The organism is Bacillus sp. Bvel1 (genome assembly GCF_014872755.1).
Taxonomy (GTDB): domain Bacteria; phylum Bacillota; class Bacilli; order Bacillales; family Bacillaceae; genus Bacillus; species Bacillus velezensis.
The window spans coordinates 859478-876383 of record NZ_JAAOBZ010000007.1; the positions used below are offsets into that span (position 1 = coordinate 859478).

General features: G+C 47.8%; 16 protein-coding genes. 5 read left to right on the forward strand and 11 right to left on the reverse strand.

What is annotated here, in order from left to right:
* Positions 1-39: 39 nt before the first annotated feature.
* The gene (locus HAP68_RS13520) at positions 40-504 is read right to left on the reverse strand and encodes a DUF441 domain-containing protein (RefSeq protein ID WP_003152447.1); all 465 of its coding nucleotides are present in this window, start codon (positions 502-504) and stop codon (positions 40-42) included.
* A 97-nt stretch (positions 505-601) separates the two neighbouring features.
* On the opposite strand from HAP68_RS13520, the gene ytvI reads away from it, so the two are divergent.
* Entirely contained in the window at positions 602-1717 is a 1116-nt protein-coding gene (gene ytvI, locus HAP68_RS13525) for a sporulation integral membrane protein YtvI (RefSeq protein WP_024085683.1), read from the forward strand.
* 32 nt (positions 1718-1749) lie between these two features.
* On the opposite strand, the gene HAP68_RS13530 is transcribed toward ytvI, so the two are convergent.
* The 7 genes from HAP68_RS13530 to dnaE form a co-directional block, all read right to left on the reverse strand.
* Positions 1750-2133, reverse strand: a complete 384-nt coding sequence (locus HAP68_RS13530; RefSeq protein WP_012118168.1) for an FxsA family protein — start codon at positions 2131-2133, stop codon at positions 1750-1752.
* Between the two features lie 110 nt (positions 2134-2243).
* Entirely contained in the window at positions 2244-4001 is a 1758-nt protein-coding gene (pyk, locus tag HAP68_RS13535) for a pyruvate kinase (protein WP_014305569.1), read from the reverse strand.
* A gap of 39 nt (positions 4002-4040) precedes the next feature.
* Entirely contained in the window at positions 4041-5000 is a 960-nt protein-coding gene (gene pfkA / locus HAP68_RS13540; protein WP_003152443.1) for a 6-phosphofructokinase, read from the reverse strand.
* 190 nt (positions 5001-5190) lie between these two features.
* The gene (accA, locus tag HAP68_RS13545) at positions 5191-6168 is read right to left on the reverse strand and encodes an acetyl-CoA carboxylase carboxyl transferase subunit alpha (RefSeq protein WP_003152442.1); all 978 of its coding nucleotides are present in this window, start codon (positions 6166-6168) and stop codon (positions 5191-5193) included.
* Complete coding sequence (accD, locus tag HAP68_RS13550; protein ID WP_003152441.1) at positions 6153-7025, reverse strand: acetyl-CoA carboxylase, carboxyltransferase subunit beta; 873 nt, start codon at positions 7023-7025, stop codon at positions 6153-6155. Before accD ends, accA begins: the two co-directional genes overlap by 16 nt.
* Before the next feature lie 328 nt (positions 7026-7353).
* Complete coding sequence (gene ystJ, locus HAP68_RS13555) at positions 7354-8586, reverse strand: NADP-dependent malic enzyme (RefSeq protein ID WP_003152440.1); 1233 nt, start codon at positions 8584-8586, stop codon at positions 7354-7356.
* Positions 8587-8724: 138 nt separating this feature from the next.
* Positions 8725-12063, reverse strand: coding sequence for a DNA polymerase III subunit alpha (gene dnaE / locus HAP68_RS13560; RefSeq protein ID WP_024085684.1), 3339 nt, complete (start codon positions 12061-12063; stop codon positions 8725-8727).
* A gap of 142 nt (positions 12064-12205) precedes the next feature.
* Here dnaE and ytrH point away from each other — a divergent pair, with 142 nt between their 5' ends.
* From ytrH to HAP68_RS13575, 3 genes are all read left to right on the forward strand, one after another.
* Complete coding sequence (gene ytrH, locus HAP68_RS13565) at positions 12206-12547, forward strand: sporulation membrane protein YtrH (protein WP_003152438.1); 342 nt, start codon at positions 12206-12208, stop codon at positions 12545-12547.
* On the forward strand, positions 12544-13047 hold the full coding sequence (gene ytrI / locus HAP68_RS13570) for a sporulation membrane protein YtrI (RefSeq protein ID WP_003152437.1): 504 nt from the start codon (positions 12544-12546) through the stop codon (positions 13045-13047). Before ytrH ends, ytrI begins: the two co-directional genes overlap by 4 nt.
* A gap of 105 nt (positions 13048-13152) precedes the next feature.
* Positions 13153-13344, forward strand: a complete 192-nt coding sequence (locus tag HAP68_RS13575; RefSeq protein ID WP_003152436.1) for a YtzJ family protein — start codon at positions 13153-13155, stop codon at positions 13342-13344.
* A 17-nt stretch (positions 13345-13361) separates the two neighbouring features.
* On the opposite strand, the gene HAP68_RS13580 is transcribed toward HAP68_RS13575, so the two are convergent.
* On the reverse strand, positions 13362-14303 hold the full coding sequence (locus HAP68_RS13580; RefSeq protein ID WP_003152435.1) for a DHH family phosphoesterase: 942 nt from the start codon (positions 14301-14303) through the stop codon (positions 13362-13364).
* Between the two features lie 116 nt (positions 14304-14419).
* On the opposite strand from HAP68_RS13580, the gene HAP68_RS13585 reads away from it, so the two are divergent.
* Entirely contained in the window at positions 14420-14722 is a 303-nt protein-coding gene (locus HAP68_RS13585; RefSeq protein WP_003152434.1) for a YtpI family protein, read from the forward strand.
* A 28-nt stretch (positions 14723-14750) separates the two neighbouring features.
* Here the strand turns inward: HAP68_RS13585 and HAP68_RS13590 are convergent, their stop codons facing one another.
* On the reverse strand, positions 14751-16067 hold the full coding sequence (locus HAP68_RS13590; protein ID WP_003152433.1) for a CBS domain-containing protein: 1317 nt from the start codon (positions 16065-16067) through the stop codon (positions 14751-14753).
* 139 nt (positions 16068-16206) lie between these two features.
* Positions 16207-16893 carry a metal-dependent hydrolase gene (locus tag HAP68_RS13595; protein ID WP_003152432.1) on the reverse strand — a complete coding sequence of 229 codons (687 nt, stop codon included), beginning with the start codon at positions 16891-16893 and terminating at the stop codon, positions 16207-16209.
* Positions 16894-16906 lie beyond the last annotated feature (13 nt).

Here is a 16906-nt window from a genome sequence, read left to right on the forward strand (position 1 = left end):
CACCCGCAAAAAAAAGCAGCTTTACGCCGCTTTTTTACTTTATGAAGTGAATATTTTAACGATTTGCATGGCCAAGTAGGCGATTCCGGCGCCGATTAACGGGCCGACGGCGACGCCTCCGAAAAGCGCGACGGCAAGTATCGTGCCGATGACCAGCGCCGTTGTAATATGAGGGTCGTTTTCCAATAAAGTGAGACCGTTTTTGGCGATTAAGGCAACCGCGATCCCGGCACCGAGAGCGATCCACGCATAATATGATTTCATCGCTTCTCCGAGCTGTTTAAAACCGATATCACCTGTGGCAATCGGCACTAAAACGGCGATTGTAATGACGGTGACCCCCCAGTTGATGCCTTTTGACTGAATAACCGGAAATAGTTTCTGATCAAGACCGACAGCTTTTATCACAATGAGAAAGCCGACGGCAAAAAGCAATGACTGATTTTTGGCTACCAATGCGATGGCCAGCAATAATAGTAAAAATAAATTCGCCTGTGTAAACATCCTGAAAGCACCCTCTTTCATCATATCTGTAATCATATCCTTTTTTTTGACGAATAAACTAATGTAATAGGACGTGCCGACCGAGAGGAGGATCGATGTGAATCCGCACTATGCAACTGTTTTTTTCCGCGCGCTGTTTGTACTCGCTGCGGCCGGCGGCGCTTTAGCGGCCGGTTACGCCTCATTTCCGTTAACTTATCCGTTTCTGATCGCCCTTATTCTGTCATCAGCGATCATTCCCGTTGTTGACTGGCTGGACAAACTGACGGGGCTGCCCCGGTCAGTCAATACAGTCATTGTCCTGGTCTTCTTTTTGCTTATTCTTCTCGGCGCGGCAACATTTCTCGTTGCGGAAATCATTTCGGGAACCGCCTATCTGGCCAAAACGCTCCCTCCCCATATCAGCGCCTTTATGACGTATTGCGAAGAGCTGTTCACTTCCCGCATTCAGCCATTGTACCACGAGCTGACCGTCCTATTTAACGGGCTGGAAACCAATCAGCAGGCTTCCATCGTGACGCATATTCAGACCCTCGGTGATACAGCCGCTAAAAATGCGGGGCTCATGCTTTCACATCTTTTGGAGCTGGTGCCGAAATGGATTGCCTTCCTTCCCAATACAGCTGCCGTCTTCATTTTCGCAATGCTGGCGACTTTTTTTATGACAAAGGACTGGCATAAGCTGAAGGCGCTGCTTTATTCCATTTTTCCGGAACGGGTTTCGGCAAACGCCAAGGCCGTATCGGGAGAGCTGAAAAAAGCGATGGCAGGTTTCATTAAGGCGCAGGCCGTGCTCATACTTTTCACGATGATCATTGTCTTTATCGGACTTTTTCTTTTAGGGATTGAGCATGCGGCAACCATCGCCTTTTTTATCGGCCTGGTTGATCTGCTCCCGTATCTCGGCGCCGGGTCGGTCTTTGTTCCCTGGATTATGTATTTGGCCATTGCCGGTCAGCTTCCTCAAGCGATCGGTCTCGGTGTTTTATATATTGTGGTTCTCATTCAGCGCCAGCTGACGGAGCCGAAAATTTTAAGCAAGTCAATCGGACTTGATCCGCTTGCGACCTTAATCGCCCTGTTTGCCGGCTTTAAATTGTTCGGATTTTTAGGACTGGCTGCCGGGCCCGCGCTGCTCGTTTTCATTCAGGCCTTTATCACAACGGGCGCTCTAAAAGAAATATGGGCCTATATTACTGTTCAATCCAAATAAAAACAGCAGCCCTGTAAGAAGGCTGCCGTTTTTTATTTGATAATGATCCGCTTGTTTTTTGACATCCCTCTCAGCCATTTGAACAAAAGCGGCTTCATGCGGTTCCGAGTGAACGGAATCAGAAGACAGGCCCCTGCAATATCGGACAGAAAACCCGGAAGCATCAAAAGCAGGCCTCCGAAAAAGACGCATATTCCGTCAAGAAGCGCTTCCCCCGGCATTTTGCCGTGCTGCAGGTCGCGCATCACCCGATGATACACATCGGTTCCCTGTCTTTTTGCCACCAAAGCGCCTAACACGCCTGTCAAAATGATGAGAAGGAAGGTCGGAAAAATACCGAGCCATTTTCCCGCCAGCAGAAACAAACCGATTTCAATTGCCGGACATACGATAAACAGTAAGAATAACACTCTCATTTTTCTGCCCTCCTGCCCTTCTAAAAGCGCGTCACCGCCCGCATGGGAATAGGAAAATCAACCTAAAGACAAAAGAGAAGGGAGAACCCCCCTCTCTTTTTTAAAGCTGTTTAAAGAACGCTTGCGCGGCCTTCATACACAGCGCCGCGGGCAGCGTCAACTGTGATAACCTGTCCTTCTGTTAAAACTGAAGTTGCGTTCTCAAGGCCGACGATAACCGGAATGCCCAAGCTTAAACCGACAACGGCTGCATGGCTTGTCAGACCGCCTTCTTCAGTGATGAGCGCTGATGCTTTTTCAAGTGAAGCGATCATGTCGCGGTCAGTGCTTGAAGCAACCAATACTGCGCCGTCTGTCATTTTTTGTTCAGCTTCTTTCGCATTTTTTGCAACAACGACCGGACCGAATGCAGATTTGCGTCCGATGCCTTGCCCTTTCGCGATAATGCTGCCGACAGTGTGGACTTTCATCAGATTCGTCGTGCCTGATTCACCGACAGAACCTGCTGTAATGACAATCAGATCACCGCGTTTCACGATGCCGCTGTCAAGTGATTTTTGAACCGCGTCTTCAAGCATTTCATCTGTAGAATTCGCGTTTTGGCCGCTTGACGGGAATACACCGAATACAAGGCCGAGTTTGCGTGATACAGACTCATTAACCGTAACGGCTACAATCGGAGCCTGCGGACGGTATTTCGCGATCATACGCGCCGTATGGCCGCTTTCTGTAGGCGTCACGATAGCTGCCGCACTCAGATTGATCGCCGTGTGCGCAACTGATTGGCCGATCGCATCGGTAATCGTCATGCCGACCTGATCTCTGCGTTTAGACAGAATTTCTTTATAGTTCAGAGATTCTTCCGTGCGTGTGGCGATGTTAAACATTGTTTGAACCGCCTCAACAGGATATTGTCCCGCAGCCGTCTCACCGGAAAGCATGATCGCATCTGTGCCGTCGAAAATGGCGTTGGCAACGTCACTTGCTTCAGCACGTGTCGGACGAGGGTTGCGCTGCATGCTGTCTAGCATTTGTGTCGCAGTAATAACCGGTTTGCCCAGCGCGTTGCATTTTTTGATCATTTCTTTTTGCACGAGCGGCACTTCTTCGGCCGGAATCTCTACGCCGAGGTCTCCGCGCGCTACCATTAGGCCGTCAGATACTTCCAGGATCGCATCCAGGTTGTCCACGCCTTCCTGGTTCTCGATCTTAGGAATGATTTGAATGTCAGACGCGTTATGCTCTTCAAGCAGTTCGCGGATTTCCAGGACATCCGTAGAACGGCGTACAAATGACGCAGCGATGAAATCAACGCCTTGCTCGATACCGAATATGATGTCTTTGGCGTCTTTTTCAGTAATTCCGGGAAGGTTGACGCTGACGCCGGGAACGTTTACGCCTTTTTTATTTTTCAGCGTGCCGCTGTTTAAGATTTTTGTTTTGATTTCGTGTTTTTCCGGATTTGATTCCAGCACTTCCAATCCGATTAAACCGTCATCCAGCAGGATGATAGACCCTGCTGACACGTCGTCTGCCAGGCCTTCATAAGAAACTGAGAATTTTTCAAGCGTTCCCAGCACCTGTTTCGTAGAAACGATAATTTCATTTCCCGCCTGAAGCTCAAGCGCGCCGTTTTCCATATCGTGCGTGCGGATTTCCGGACCTTTCGTATCGAGGAGAATCCCCACGTTTTTGCCGAGCTTTTTGCTGGCTTCTCTGATGTTTTTGATTCTTGCGCCGTGCTCTTCGAAATCACCGTGTGAAAAATTCAGACGAGCAACGTTCATACCCGCTTCCATCAATTTTGTCAGCATTTCTACACTTTCACTGGCCGGACCGATTGTACAAACGATTTTTGTTTTTTTCAACTCGTTCACTTCCTTCTGAAATCTTCAGCTTCTTCCGCCTTAAATAGACAGTTCTTTTGAAAGCTGATACATGTTTGGTTCAACAGTATGTTTTGATTCTAAAATTTCTATAATATCATGGTCTACAAGCTTGTTGTTTTGTATACCTACGCAGCGTCCGCCTTTTCCTTTAAGCAGAAGCTCAACCGCGTAAGCGCCGAGGCGGCTTGCAAGAACCCGGTCAGAAGCGCTTGGAGATCCGCCGCGCTGGATGTGCCCTAAAACGGATACCCGTGTTTCAAGGTTCGTTTCTTCTTCGATGCGTTTTCCGAATTCAACCCCGCTGCCTACCCCTTCTGCAACGATGATGATACTGTGTTTTTTGCCGCGGTCGTGCCCTCTCTTCAAACGGCCGATAATTTCCTCCATATCGTAGTCCGCTTCAGGAATTAAAATTGATTCCGCTCCGCCTGCAAGACCTGCCCATAAAGCAATGTCGCCCGCATGGCGCCCCATCACTTCAATAACGTATGTACGCTCATGAGACGTAGCGGTGTCACGGATTTTATCAATCGCATCAATTACGGTGTTTAACGCCGTATCAAATCCGATCGTAAAATCAGTTCCCGGGATGTCATTATCTATCGTACCCGGTACACCTACACACGGAAACCCGTGTTCCGTTAATTTTTTCGCACCCATGTATGAACCGTCTCCGCCGATGACGACAAGACCTTCAATGCCGAGTTTCTTTAAATTTTCGATTCCTTTTTCACGGCCTTCAACTGTTTTGAATTCAGGACATCTGGCCGTATACAGCTTTGTTCCGCCGCGGTGGATGATGTCACCGACCGAACCCAGCTCCAGTTTTTCTATTTTCCCGCTGATTAATCCTGAATAACCGTTATAAATTCCGTACACTTCGACGTCGTGGTAGATAGCTTTCCGCACAACCGCGCGCACCGCAGCGTTCATACCCGGGGAATCCCCGCCGCTCGTTAAAACTCCTATACGCTTCATTTCCTATTCACCTCAGCAACTATATATGTTAAACATATCATGATCATTGCCCTAAAACAATGAAAAGGGACGCCTGAGCTCCCATGAAACCTTACCTATTATACAATTAAATAAATTGTTTTTAAATAAAATTTAAGGAATATCACAAAAATCACAAAAAATAAACGTGAGCCATAGGCTTCACGTCTATTCAGTTTACCCCGATATATTGATCCTCAACCGAAACTTTCCCGATTGCTTTATATTTTTCATAGCGCTGTGAGATCAACTCTTCGGCGTTCAATCGAAGAAGAGATTTTAACGTTTCTTTAAGAATACCGTCAATGTAGCCCGCCTGCTGCTTGATATCATGGTGAGCTCCGCCCTTCACTTCTTTAATCATATCATCAATAATTCCTAATTCTAATAAATCGGGCGCAGTAATCTTCATGGTTTCGGCCGCTTTTTTCGCAAGGCTGGAGTCTTTCCACAAAATGGACGCGGCTCCTTCAGGAGAAATAACGGAATACGTCGAGTTCTCAAGCATCAGCATGCGGTTGCCCACACCTAACGCAAGCGCGCCTCCGCTGCCGCCTTCCCCGATGACGATACAAACGACAGGCACTGTCAGGCCGGCCATCTCGAACAGGTTCTTGGCGATGGCTTCACTTTGTCCCCGTTCCTCCGCCGCTTTACCCGGGTACGCTCCTTTCGTGTCGATGAAGCAGATAATCGGGCGGTTGAACTTATCCGCCTGCTTCATGAGACGAAGCGCTTTGCGGTAGCCCTCAGGGTGAGGCATCCCGAAATTGCGGACAAGGTTTTCTTTCGTGTCTTTTCCGCGCTGATGTCCGATGACGGTGACCGGCATGCCGTGATATTTGGCGACTCCGCCGACAATCGCAGCATCATCTCCGTATGTTCTGTCTCCGTGGCACTCAAAAAAGTCGGTAAACAGGTATTGAATGTAATCAAGCGTCGTCGGCCGGTCGGGAAGGCGTGCGATCTGCACTCTGTCCCACGGCTTCAGGTTTTTATAAATCTCATCCTGGAGCTTGCTGAGCCGGTCTTCAAGCCTTGCGATTTCAGCGCTTAAATCCATCTCCGAATCTTGGGTGAATTTTTTCAGTTCGGCAATTTTCGTCTGCAGTTCAATCACCGGTTTTTCAAATTCTAATCTTGCAGCCACTCATGCTCACCTCCTGTTTGGTGCATGTCCAGCAGAAATGCGAGTTTGTCTTTCATGTCGTTTCGGTGAATCACCGCATCAAGCTGGCCGTGCTTTAATAAAAATTCCGCCGTCTGGAAATCTTCCGGCAGTTTTTCCCCGATCGTCTGTTCAATAATACGTCTTCCTGCAAATCCGATCAAGGCGCCCGGTTCAGCGAAATTATAATCACCGAGAGACGCGAAACTGGCCGATACGCCGCCTGTCGTCGGGTGGGTCATGACAGAAATAATCAGTCCCTGCTCCTCACTGAACAGTTTTAATGCAGAGCTTGTCTTTGCCATTTGCATAAGACTTAAGACCCCTTCCTGCATACGTGCGCCGCCGGAAGCGGTAAAGATGATAAACGGGACTTTTTCCTCTTTTGCTTTTTCAATTGCAAGCGTGATTTTTTCGCCGACAACCGAACCCATGCTGCCCATTCGGAATGTTGAATCCATGATCGCGATCACGGCAGGGAATCCGCTGATGGTTCCTTTGCCGGTAACCACCGCTTCATTCAGCGATGTTTTCTCACGGTCTTTTTCGATTTTTTCTAAGTATTCCGGGAAACCGAGCGGGTTTTCAGATATCATTCCCTGGTTGAATTCTTCGAATGAATCTTCATCCAGGAGGCTTTCAATGCGCTGCTTTGCATTCATCGGGAAATGGTGCCCGCAGTTCATGCAGACGCGCAGGTTTTTATCTAACTCTTTTGTGAGCATGATTTTTTTACATTTGGGGCACTTTGTCATAATGCCTTCCGGAACATCATGTTTTGCCTGCTCAGACGGCACGGAAGCATATTTTTTCTTTTTTGTGAATATATCCTTTAACAAATGATTACCTCCCTTTTGTGAAGGGTTCTCTTCACTGCATGTCTTCCGATTAGATAGACTTAATAATAACTTTACCGAAACTATTGTACTTTTTTTGTCAAACGGTGTCATCCTCCATTCGACATTTTTTGCTGCAAAACAGACGGAAACGGACGGATTTCATACCGTAAAAAGCGTTGTTCAGCCTTATCTGTCAGCGTTTTCAAAAGAAATAAGGATTCTGCTGAAATTTTTTTAAGACCTGCCCTTAAAAAAATGCCAGCAGTCCGTATATTGAACAGCAGCGCGTTGTTTTTTCCAACGCGCTGCCATTTCAATTTTTGTGTTATTATTCGCCGATGACTGTGAGCTGTCTTGTTTTTTCAGCCACTTCTTCAGGATCGACCGTAATTCTGGCGACGCCCGTTTCCATCGCTGCTTTCGCAACAGCTTTCGCAACGGCAGGAGCCACGCGTTTGTCAAACGGAGCCGGGATGACATAATCAGCGCTTAATTCTTCCTCTGAAACAAGGGAAGCAATCGCTTCAACCGCAGCAATTTTCATTTCTTCGTTGATGTGAGTCGCGCGAACGTCAAGCGCCCCGCGGAAAATTCCAGGGAATGCCAGCACGTTGTTAACCTGGTTCGGGAAATCAGAACGGCCTGTTCCGATTACGCTAGCGCCGGCTGCGCGCGCGTCTTCAGGCATGATTTCCGGATTCGGGTTGGCCATTGCGAAGATAATCGGATCTTTCGCCATGCTCTCCACCATTTCTTTCGTCAGCGCGCCTTCGACTGATACGCCGATAAAGACGTCTGCATCTTTAATGACATCCTGCAGCGAACCGTCGTTGCGGTCTTGGTTTGTAAACTTGGCCACTTCGTTTTTCACCGCGTTCATGCCGGCCGGACGCCCTTCGTAAATCGCTCCTTTAGAGTCGCACATCACGATGTCGCGTACGCCGAAATGGTAAAGAAGCTTAATGATCGCGATGCCTGCCGCTCCCGCTCCGTTTGCCACAACTTTAATGGATGACATGGATTTTCCTGATAATTTCAGGGCGTTTACAAGTCCGGCAACGGTTACGATGGCAGTGCCGTGCTGATCATCGTGGAAAACCGGAATGTTTGTTTCTTTTTTCAGGCGCTCTTCGATAATGAAGCAGTTCGGCGCCGCAATATCTTCAAGGTTGACACCTCCGAATGTCGGTTCAAGCAGCTTCACAGTGTCAATGATTTTGTCCACATCGTTTGTGTCAAGCGCGATCGGGAATGCATCCACGCCCGCGAAACTTTTAAACAGCACCGCTTTCCCTTCCATGACCGGAAGTGAAGCTTCAGGCCCGATATTACCGAGACCGAGAACGGCTGATCCGTCTGTTACGACTGCTACCATGTTCCCCTTCATTGTATAATCATATACTTTATTTTTATCGTCATAAATCTCTTTACAAGGCTCAGCTACTCCGGGAGAGTAGGCAAGGCTTAAGTCGTCCGCGTTTCTGACTTCTACCTTTGCTTTTGATTCCAGCTTTCCTTGATTTACTTTGTGTAAATGTAACGCTTCTTCTCTTAATGACATTCTAAACACTCCTTTAAGTACTTTGTTACATATTCTGCCGCATAGACTGGTACAATCGCTGGAGGTGAAAAATTTCAGAATCTTTAAATAAGATAGCACAATTGTTTCAATTGTATAACAAAACGATTATTGTTACCACTATTTTAACACGACGTTTTCGCGGCCCAGCAGCTCTTTTAAACGGTATAACGCCTGATGGTCCGCCTGAATATGAAAAGTATCCGGCAGCCTGATCGTCTGCTTGTCTTTTTCATAATATAGATAAACGCCGGTTTCCCCTTTATGCTCCAGTAAAATACGCTTCATCTTTTCCAAAAACTCCTGATTGTGCCGGCTGCCTTCGATTTTGATGTAAACAGACGGCGCTCTGTCTGCCTCCGTCTGTTCAAGAAGAGAGGCGGATGACATGATGAATTGTGTCTTCTCCTGACGCTCTTCCATTTTTCCGGCGGCGAATAAAAGCGCGCCTTCTTTTAACAGCGGAGACAGCCTTCTATATTGGTCAGGAAACACGACGGCTTCCATTTCTCCCGTTTCATCGCTTAATGTGAGAAACGCCATATGCTGACCTGTCTTTGTCCGAATCGTTTTAATGCCCGCGAGCAAAGCGCCGATTGACAGCTGTCCCTTCGGCATCTGCCGCGCTGCTGTGATCGTTTGCGCCCCCCGTTTTTTCAGGAGATCCCTGAAAGCAGACAAAGGATGGCTTGAGAAATAAACACCGAGAGCTTCTTTTTCGAACCGAAGCTTGTCCACGAGCGGAAATTCCTCAGCCTCTACATATTTTGGCTTAATGGAAAACGATTCTTCCAAAAACAATCCCATTTGGTCATCGTCTGCACGAAAAAGTTCAGCGTGCTCTAAAGCCACATCAACGGAGGCCAGCAAGGCGGCGCGATTTTGATTGAATTCGTCCATGGCGCCAGAAAATATAAGGGCTTCGATGGTTTTCCGATTCACGCTTTTTGCAGGTACGCGAAAGCAGAAATCGAAAAGATCCTCGAACGGTTTATGTGTTCTTGCTTTATAAATATCTTTCACTGCCGAGACGCCTACGTTTTTAACGGCCCGCAAACTGTATCTGACGGCTCCGTTTTCCGGCGCAAACGGAAAACCGCTTTTGTTTATTGACGGCGGAAGGACTTGAATCCCGCTCCCCTTCGCTTCATGCAGATATTGCGATATTTTGTCCTCATTGCCGATGACGCTCGTCAACAGCCCGCACATAAAATATAGCGGATAATGCGCCTTTAAATAGGCGAGCTGATAGCCGATCATGCTGTATGCGACAGCATGGCTTCTGTTGAATCCGTAGTTAGCGAATTTTACAATCAGATCGTAGACCTCGTTTGCAGTGACTACAGAATACTCCTTTTTTAAGCACCCTTCAACAAAATGGCTTCGCTCTCTGTCCAGAATGTCCTTTTGCTTTTTGCTGACAGCCCGTCTGAGCAGATCCGCTTCACCTAATGAAAACCCTGCCATGCGCGAGGCGATCATCATTATCTGTTCTTGATAGACGATGACGCCGTAAGTGTCACTGAGAATATTTCTTACGTCCTCGTGCGGCACTTCCACACGCGCCCGTCCGTGCTTCCGATCGATAAATAACGGAATATTTTCCATCGGTCCCGGCCTGTAAAGCGCGTTAACCGCGACAATGTCTTCCAGTCTTGACGGCTTCAGGCGCTTCAGCACGTTTCTCATCCCTGATGATTCCAGCTGGAAAATACCCGTCGTATCACCGTTTGACAATAGCGAGAACGTTTTTTCATCCTGATAAGAAATCTCGGAAAAATCAATTTTCGTATTCGTCTCTTTTTCAATCATCGTTTTAATGGATTCAATAAGCGTCAGGTTGCGCAAACCTAAAAAGTCCATTTTCAAAAGACCGAGATCTTCCAGGTGATCCATCGCATACTGCGTTAAATACACGCCGTCATGCCCTTCTTGAAGAGGGACAACTTCCGAAAGCGGCTCTTTACTGAGAACGACCCCGGCCGCGTGTGTTGACGTGTGTCTCGGAAGACCTTCGATTTTCCTTGCGATCTGAAACACTTTATGAAGAACGGCGGATTCGGACAGCCGCCTGTTCAGCTGAGCGGACTGCCGCCTTGCCTCCTCAAGCGTCATTCCCGGTTTCGACGGGATCAGGCGGGCAAGCTGGTCGGCTTCTTTCGGGCTGATTCCGAACACTCTCCCGGTATCCCTTAACGCCGCCTTTGCGGCCAATGTCCCGAAGGTGATAATCTGGGCGACGTGCATGGCCCCGTACTTATTTTGCACATACTGAATGACCTCATCCCTTCTCGTATCAGGGAAATCGATATCAATATCCGGCATGCTGATCCGCTCGGGATTAAGAAATCTCTCAAACAGCAGAGAATGTTTAAGCGGATCCACGTCGGTAATGAAAAGCGAGTAAGCGACAAGCGAGCCTGCCGCGGACCCCCTTCCCGGGCCTGTCACAATGCCCTTTTCATGCGCGTACTTCATAAAGTCCCATACGATGAGAAAATAATCACTGAATTTCATGCGCCTGATGACGTCCAGCTCATATTCAAGCCGGCGGACAGCCCGCTCATCAGGAGTGCCGAAACGGAGACGCAGCCCCTCATGACAGATCTCCGCCAAATAGTCATCGGCTGATTTGCCGTCCGGCGCCGGAAAAGACGGAAGCTGTGTCTGTCCGAGGCTGACATCGACCCGGCATTGCCGGGCGATACGGGCGGCTGCTTCAACCGCTTCCGGATGCCGCGTGTAAAGCTCTGCCATTTCTTCAGGCGTCCTCAAGTATAAGTCCGGCAGATTCCCGCTCTGATCCTCCCATTTCTCTCCGGCTTTAATAGCGCACAGACAGCGGTACGCATCTTGATCTTCTTTCTTGATATAGCGGACATCCCCCGCAGCGCAGACAGCGATTTCCGTCTCGGCTGACAGGCGGAGAATCTCTTCTGATAACGTCTCATGTCCTTTAAACGGCTGGTACCCTAAATAAAAACGGCCGTCTCCGAACAGCTCCCGGAATCCTTCGGCAGCCCGGACCGCTTCTTCAAACTTCCCGGCTTGAAGCAGGCTTTCAATGTACCCGTTTTCACCGGGCGTAATGGCGATCAGCCCCTCATGATAGCTCTTCATCCATTTTCGCTTCATGCCGCCCTTTGCCATGGATTGCAGCGCACTTGAGATTTTCACCAGGTTCTGATAACCGGTGTTTGTCTCCGCTAAAAGAATGAGCGGGTGTGCTTCAAGCTCCGTATCGTCCGTGTATATAGAAGCCGTCAGACCGATAATCGGCTTAATTCCGTTTGATTTGCATGCTTTATAAAACTCAATGGCGCCGTACATCACATTTTCGTCGGTCAGCGCCAATGATGAATATCCGAGTTCCTTCGCTTGTGTAACAAGCTCTTTTACAGAAGCGGCGCTGTTTAACAGGCTGTAGCCGCTATGTACTTGCAGGTGAACAAAAGACAATGCCGCCACTCCTTTCCCATACGTTCATTTTGCCTTTCTACATTATAAGACGGGTTTTCTTAAGAAACAAATGTTCTTTTTTGACTCATCATCATACTTGTCCGTTTCGCTCAATATGATAGAAAAGTGAGGTGGTGTATATATGGATCAGGAAGCCGGCTTTATGGCGAATTTCATCAGCAGTTATTTTATCGCCCTCGGTGTGTTGCTCGGCGGCGCGCTGATCGGCGGCCTCGGAGCTTATTTATCAGGCGAGCCTCCGCTGACGGCGATCACAAAATTGGCGAACAGGCTGAAGATCTGGGCGCTTGTCGCGGCCATCGGGGGAACATTTGACGCGGTATACAGTTTCGAGCGGGGGCTGTTTGAAGGCAACACGCGCGACATCTTCAAACAGCTTCTTTTAATTATTTCAGCAATGGGCGGCGCGCAGACCGGCTGGCTGATTATTTCATGGCTGACCCAGGAGAATATGTCATCATGAGAATTCCCGAGTATTATAAAAAACCGGGATGGCAGCGTTTTTTTGCGGGAATGATGTGCGGAGCCATCATCAGCTGGCTGTTCTTTCTGTTTACATACGGAACGTTTCAGGAAGAACAGGTGACGTTAATTGAAAAGCAGCGGGAGCACGCGCGGGATTTAAAAAACCAAATCTCCATCTATCAGAAAGATCTTCATAAATTAAATGAGGATAATAAGCAAAGACTTCTCATCCAAAGTGTTGATGTGAAGCTGATTAATTGGGAAAAATACAGAATCGCCCAGCCTGACAAGATGAAATTTGAGGAACAGGTGAAAGATAATATTTCTGAAGTCATCACAAAGGATATTGAAAGCGTGTATAAAACAAAGGAGCTTTTAAAACGGACGATTGAAAACAAAATATACACCATAAATGAGAAGGAATTTAAAGCTGAAGTAAAGGAACTGACGATTTATACGAGATTGTCTGTCGAAATTCATATTTCTTTTGCGACGTAATTATGTCATTTTTAAAAATTTTCCATAGATCTGTCGCTTTTTTCTCCGCTTTTTTATAAACTGTAGATGAGACATTTTCAACGATTCTGAAGGGAGGAAGGGAAAATGGAGGTTTTTAGTGAACGCCGCTTGGCAAAAGATCATGCAGCCCGAATCAGACAAGGCTATTCCGCATATGCAGAAACAGACACACTCGCTTCCCTCATAAAAAAAGAACTCCAAATCTGTAATCTCCGCGTCTACGAAGACCTGACTGAATTCGGCTGCTGGTTCATCCCCGTGACAGATGAACACTAAGAAAGAGGGTCTCCCCTCTACTTGTGTTCGTTACATACCTCTTCCAGATCAGCAAGAATCTGATCGGTTTCATCCCAGCTGAAGATGGATGCGCCGGCCGCAAGCGGATGTCCGCCGCCATTGTATTTCCGGGCAATTCCGTTGATGACCGGACCTTTTGAACGGAACCGGACTCTGATTTGATCGTCTTCTTCTACGAAAAACACCCAAGCGCGGATACCCGAAATATTTCCGAGTGTTCCGACAAGCTGCGACGCTTCAGAAGCAGTGGTTCCATATGTCTCCAAAATGTCTTTTTTAATGAAAACGGAAGCGACGCCGTTTTCAGACAGTGACACATTTTGATAAATAAAGCCGTTAAGCTTCACCACATTTAATTTTGTTTCATACAATTGATTGAACAGCTCTGACGATGAAAATGGGAACTCAATGAGCTCTCCCGCGTATTTTAATGTCTTTTTTGTGGTGTTCGGGAATAAGAAGCGCCCCGTATCACCGACGATACCAGCGTAGATCAGCTCAGCTGCTTTCGTATTCAGTTTCCAGCCGTGCTGCTTTCCTTCCAGGTACAGCTCATAGATCATTTCGCTTACGGAGCTTGCATTCGTATCGACCCATAACAGATCGCCATACGGATCTTCATTTGGATGGTGGTCTATTTTCATGAGCTTTGCGCCGGAATGGTAGCGCTGATCGTCGACCCTGCCTTGGTTTGCGGTGTCGCACACGATGACAAGAGCATCTTTATAGGTTTCGTCATCCACCTCATCGAGGGAATATAAAAAAGACAAGGACGGTTCAGGCTGTCCGACGGCAAAAATATTTTTTTCGGGATACGTTTCCCGCAGGATTTCCGTAAGGCCGCACTGTGAACCGTAGGCGTCCGGGTCAGGCCTCACATGTCTATGTAAGATAATGGTGTCATATAATGATATGGTTCTGATCAGTTCGGATTTCATCGTTTTCTCCTTTTCGTTTTTATTCATTTAATCATACTCTTTATCCATGGAAAAGGAAAATCTTTCAGCAACGGTATAAACGGTTTTGCAAACTCATATAATGGAGGATTTCATTTATGCTGGTTTTTGTTTTTCTCATCGGGCTTTCTGCCTGCTTTTACGTGTATTACAAAGTAAAAGGAATCCAGACGAAACGGGCGCTGGAGAAGGAATGTTTTTCGGCTAAATCAAGTATGGCATTAGGCGCGCTGGTGCTTTTGTACGGAGTAAACCAAATGATTCTGTTCCACTCCGTCCTGACCCTGGTCATCGGCGGCGTCTTCATTTTAATCGGAGCAGGCAGCGCATGGGCCGGGTATAAAGCCTATAAGCATTATGAGCCCATCCATGCAAAGGAAGCGGAGAGGGACCACGCATAATGAATGCCAAGGGACCCGGGTGTGTCCCTTAACTTCTCTCCATCAGCTGCACCATGAGCATCGCTTTTGAAACGATGCCGCTTTGGCTTGACACTTCCACTTCCATTTTCCCGAATTTCCGGCCCGCCTCTAAAATGCGCGGTTTCACTTCTATGACTGACTCCATCTGTACGGGCTTCAGGAAGAAAATCGTAATGCTTTCAATGACCAGCTCGCCGCGTTTGCGGGAGCGTAAAAATCGGCTGGCGGCCTGGGTTAAAATCGTTGTAAACACCCCGTAAGAAATCGTGCCGAGCTGATTGGTCATTTGCGGCGTGACTTCATATTGATAAACGGCCGGCGTTTTGTTATCTTCCTCTTCTTTAAATCCCCTTGAAACAATATCATCCAGCTTTTCCCCGACCTGAGGCTGCTTTTGAACCATTTGAAGCGCTTTTAAGACATCCTGGCGGCTGATCATTCCGATCAGTTTGTGATGCCCGTCTGTCACCGGAAGCACTTCAATTCCTTCCCAAACCATCATTTGAGCCGCTGAGGCGACAGATGTTTTTCCGATCACCGTGACAGGGTTTTTGGTCATTACTTTTTCAATGGGAACTGACCGGTCATGCCCCGCGATATCTTTCGGTGTGAGGATTCCGTGGATTTTCATCTGCTGATCGATAACCGGAAAGCGGCCGTGTCCGGTTTCATAGTTCTTTTCGTACCATTTCTCCAGTTTATCCTTAGGGAACAGCGTCACTGTCCGATCTGCGGGCGTCAAAATATCTTCCACGAGCACAATCTCTTTTTTTATGAGCTGATCATAGATCGCCCGGTTGATCATCGCGGCTACCGTAAAGGTATCGTAGCTCGTGGAGAGAATCGGAAGCTCAAGCATATCGGCCAGCTCGATAATGCTGTCGTCGGTATTAAACCCTCCTGTTACCAAAACGGCCGCGCCCGCTTCAAGCGCCTGGCGGTGGGCGTTGATTCGGTTCCCGACGATTAACAGGTTCCCCGCCGCCGTATAACGCATCATCGCGTCAAGCTCCATCGCCCCGATCACAAACTTATTCAACGTTTTATGCAGACCTGCTTTTCCGCCGAGCACCTGGCCGTCGATCACATTGACGACCTCAGCGTATGTCAGCTTTTCAATATTTTCTTTTTTCTTCTGTTCAATCCGGATGGTCCCCACACGTTCAATAGTGGAAACGAATCCTTTGTTTTCGGCTTCCTTAATGGCTCTGTAAGCCGTTCCTTCACTGACTTTCATTTCTTTCGCAATTCTTCTGACCGAAATTTTTTCACCGACAGGAAGCGAATCTATGTATGATAGGATTTGTTCATGCTTTGTTGCCAAGCGTTTCACCTCTAAGGACAGTCTTCTGCTTTTATTATAAGGGTACGGGGGATTCATTCGCAATGAGACGCCCGAAAAAAGGCGGCATCACAAAAAAGACCTTCTGAATGCTTGATTCAGAAGGTCTTTGACACATATGTCAGGCAAGCTCAATGGTCTCGCCGACCGCCATGACTTTGCCGACGCCTCCGGGCAGACTTTCAGCGAAAGCGTCAGGGTCCTGTTCAATGACGGGGAATGTATTGTAATGAACGGGAACGACCTGTTTCGCTCTCAGCCATTCAGCCGCGAGTTTCGCATCTTCAGGCCCCATGGTGAAGTTATCACCGATCGGCAGAAACGCCAGGTCAATGTGATTCAGTTCCCCGATCAGTTTCATATCTGAGAACAGCGCCGTATCGCCGGCGTGGAAAATCGTTTTGCCGTCAATCGTTAATAAAATCCCGGCCGGCATCCCGGTGTATGTGATGGTTTTGTTTTCTTCATCAGTGACCGCCGATCCGTGGAACGCCTGTGTCAGTTTTACTTTGCCGAAATCAAATTGGTGCGCCCCGCCGATATGCATCGGGTGGACCTTTAAACCTTTAAAGCCGAGATAAACGGCCAGCTCGTTCGGCGCAATGACGAGCGCATCGTTTTGTTTGGCGATCTGCTCTGTATCTCCGACATGGTCATTGTGTCCGTGAGTAAGCAGGATGACATCCGCTTTCACTTCTTCCGGTTTCAAATTTGTCAGACTGTTTCCGGTCAGAAACGGATCAAAAATAATGTTATGGGTTTTCGTTTCCACTTGAATGACAGAATGTCCGTGATAAGTCACTTTCATCGTTTTCACCTCA